Below are 3,230 nucleotides of genomic sequence, written 5' to 3'. Positions count from 1 at the left end.
CCGCACCCCGTGGGCTCCGGAGGGGCGGTTGCGCCCGGACGGGAGCGGGGCCGACCGGGCGCGACCCACGTGGAACGGCGCCGGGTCAGCCGCCGAGCGGCATGATCAGGCAGTGGTGGCGTCTCCAGCCGTCGTGCGGGGCCAGGTCGCCCACGTGCCGCCAGCCGTTGCGCAGGGAGATGTTCAGCGCGTGCGTGTTGCTCTCGGCGACCAGTGAGGCGGCCCGCTCCTCGGGCCGACCGGACAGGAACATCGGCATGGCGTGCACGGCCAGTCTGGTGTTGCGGAAGGGGGCGCGCACCAGGCCCTCGCACACGGCCAGGGTGCGACCGGGCCGCTCGCGGGTCATGTCCTCGGCGTCCACGCCGGGAGCCGGGGTGAACCCGTCCCACCAGCCGGTGGTGGTCGGCAGGGTGTACCCGTAGACGAACCCGACCAGTTCACCGTCCTGGTATCCGGCGGTCATCCGGAAACCGGGGCGGGCCGCGCTGAAGGCCAGGCGCTCGCCGAAGGGCGGGTCGTTGTGGTCGGGCAGGTGCAGGGCGTGGGCGTAGACCTCCTCGTAGGCCGAGACCCAGGGGGTGGGGTCGGTCATGACGTCGGCGCCGGTGAGGTTGCGCAGGTCGAGCTGGGTGGCGGTGGGGGCCGGGGCGGCCATGGTGGGCTCCTGTGTGGGGACGGGGTCGGTGGGTATGCGGGTTGGGGGACCGCAAGCCGGATGACCAGCATGTTAATTAGGGCAGGCTAACCTAATCATGTCAAGGGTGTGGGGTGAGGGGTGTCCCGCGCCACAGCCGTGGCCGGCGCCTCGCGTGTGGTGACGGTCACGCGCGGCGCCCCCGGGTGCGCCAGGAAGGCGGGCATCGCGAACTCGTGCCCGTAGGCGCCAGCGTTCGGGAAGACCAGCACGTCACCGGCGCGCACGGACTCCACGCGCACGTCCCGCGCCAGGACGTCCTCGGGCGTGCACAGCTCACCGGAGACGGTCACCGCGGCGTCGGTCACCCCCGGACGGGGCAGCGCCGCGGGCCAGGTGTGTCCGGGCAGGACCGCGAAGTTGTGCCGGATCTCCCACGACGTCGGCAGCTGGAAGTGGTTGATCCCACCGCGCACCACCGCGAAGTGGTCGCCGTAGGAGGACTTCACGTCCGTCACGCGGGCCACGTACCAGCCGGTCGGCGCCGCGATCCACCTCCCCGGCTCGAACACGACCTCCACACCCGGGTCGTCCAGCTCCGCGAGCGCTGCGCCGAAGGCCTCCAGGTCGAAGGAGGCGTCACCCTCCTCGAAGGGCACCCCCAGCCCCCCGCCCACGTCCACGACCCGCAGGTCCACGTCGTGGGCGCGCGCGGTCGAGCGCGCCCACTCCAGGCACCAGCGCACGTAGGCGGCGTGCGCGACGGCGTCGGTGTTGCCGCTGACCGCGTGCACGTGGAAACCCACCAGGTCCAGACCGGGCAGCAGGGCGGCCGCGCGCAGCGCCGAGGGCACCATCGGTTCGGGCACGCCGAAGGGTCCGGGGGTGCCGCCCATGACCAGGGCGCCGCTCACCGGCACCCGCTCGGGGTTCACCCGCAGCGTCACCGGCAGGACCGTGCCCGCCTCGCGCGCCGCCGCCGAGATCCGGTGCAGCTCCAGCTCGCTCTCCGCGTTGACGACGACGTCCGCGCCCTCCCGGGCGCGCAGCCACGCCAGACCCGACAGCAGTTCGGGGGTCTTGCCGGGGCCGCTCACCGCGATCCGTCCCGACCGCGGGCCGCCGCGGCGCTCCTCCAACGCGGCGAGACAGGCGTGCGCCTCGTGCAGGGAGGCGGCCTCGAAGCCGTCCACCGCCTCGGCCAGGCGGGCGAGGACGGGGGTGAAGCCGTTGGACTTGGCGGCGAAGTACACCCGGGCCCAGTCGGGCAGCGCGGCACGCAGCGTCCGGGCCCGGTCGGCGGCCAGGGAGGGGTCGTAGACGTATCCGGAGCCGGGGGAGGCGGCGAGCGCGCGGGCGGCCTCGCGCACCCGCTCGGGGATCCGGTCGACGGGCAGTGCGGGGGCGTTCTCGAAGGAACGGGGCGGTTCCACGGCGGATCCTTCCGGTGGGGTGGGGCGCCCCGGACACGCGGGGTGTCCGGGGCCCGACACGACGGAGGGGCCCGTTCGTCGTTGGGCGGACGGGCCCCTGGCGGTCTCGTCTGGTGGGTGCGAACACGGTCGGCTACCGCGCCGCTGGGCGTCCGTCGAAGGTGGTGGCCCACCCACCACGCGCGGCGCCGTGTGGGCGACGGCGGGGGAGGGCGGGCCGAGAGGTGAGGCGGAGGCCCGGAACAAGCACAGCGTCTAGCGCTGCGGGGCGACCCCGAAGGTCTCGGCCATGTCGTCGAGCACCGCGTGGGCGGCGATCAGGCCGACGCCGGAGATCCAGTGGGCGTCGTCGACCTCGGTCTTCTCGCCCTCCAGCTCGCCCCACAGGGGGCTGTTGGTGTACTCGTCGCGCTGCTCGCTGACGCCGTCCTGGCCGCCGTCGTCGTAGGCGGCCACGAAGATGCGGTCGGCGTCCAGGTCGAGCAGGCGCTCCTGGCTGTGGTAGGTGACGATGTCCTCGGCCCCGGTGGAGGTGCCCTCACCCGACGGCAGGCCCATGTCGTCCAGGATCACACCGATGTAGGAGTTGCGCGTGTACAGGCGCACACCATCGGCGTCACCGGCGAACCGCACGATGGAGACGGTGGGCGCCTCGCCGCCCTCGGCCTCGGCGATCGCCTCGCCGATCGCGGCGGCCCGCTCCTCGTACTCCGTGATGAGGGCCTCGGCCTCGTCCTCCGCGCCCAGCGACTCGGCGGTCAGGCGCAGGTTGTCCTTCCACGTCGCGCCGGTGGTCTCGGACATGACGGTGGGGGCGACCTCGCCGAGCTGGTCGTAGCCGTCGCCGTGACGCACCTCGGCGGACAGGATCAGGTTCGGCTCGGTGCCGGCGACCAGCTCGGGGCTGATGTCCCACAGCAGACCGACCGGGACGGCCTCGTCGTAGGTGCCCGTGTTCCAGTCGCTCTCCACCAGGTAGTCCGGCAGGGCGTCCACGTCCTCGGCGAAGGTCGTGAAACCGACGACGTTGCCGCCCAGGGCCAGCGTGGCGTCCACGTAGGTCGAGTCGAGGGGCAGGACCCGCTCGGGGGCGGCCGGGATCTCGGTCTCGCCCATGGCGTGCTCGACGGTCCGGGGGAAGCCCTCGGCGGAGCCGCCCT

At 73.7% G+C, this 3,230-nt stretch carries 3 protein-coding genes; all 3 read right to left on the bottom strand.

Annotation, left to right across the window (positions count from 1 at the left end):
- Positions 1–85 precede the first annotated feature (85 nt).
- The gene (locus D471_RS0126075) at positions 86–658 is read right to left on the bottom strand and encodes a hypothetical protein (RefSeq protein ID WP_017601337.1); all 573 of its coding nucleotides are present in this window, start codon (positions 656–658) and stop codon (positions 86–88) included.
- A gap of 95 nt (positions 659–753) precedes the next feature.
- Positions 754–2,070, bottom strand: coding sequence for a type III PLP-dependent enzyme domain-containing protein (locus D471_RS0126070; RefSeq protein WP_017601336.1), 1,317 nt, complete (start codon positions 2,068–2,070; stop codon positions 754–756).
- 255 nt (positions 2,071–2,325) lie between these two features.
- Positions 2,326–3,230 (bottom strand): ABC transporter substrate-binding protein (locus D471_RS0126065; protein WP_017601335.1); only part of this gene is annotated, 905 nt, incomplete at its 5' end.

It is taken from the genome of Nocardiopsis lucentensis DSM 44048 (genome assembly GCF_000341125.1).
Classification (GTDB): Bacteria; Actinomycetota; Actinomycetes; order Streptosporangiales; family Streptosporangiaceae; genus Nocardiopsis; species Nocardiopsis lucentensis.
The sequence above is the reverse complement of the archived record's forward strand: the minus strand, read 5'-3'. Positions and strand labels throughout refer to the sequence as shown.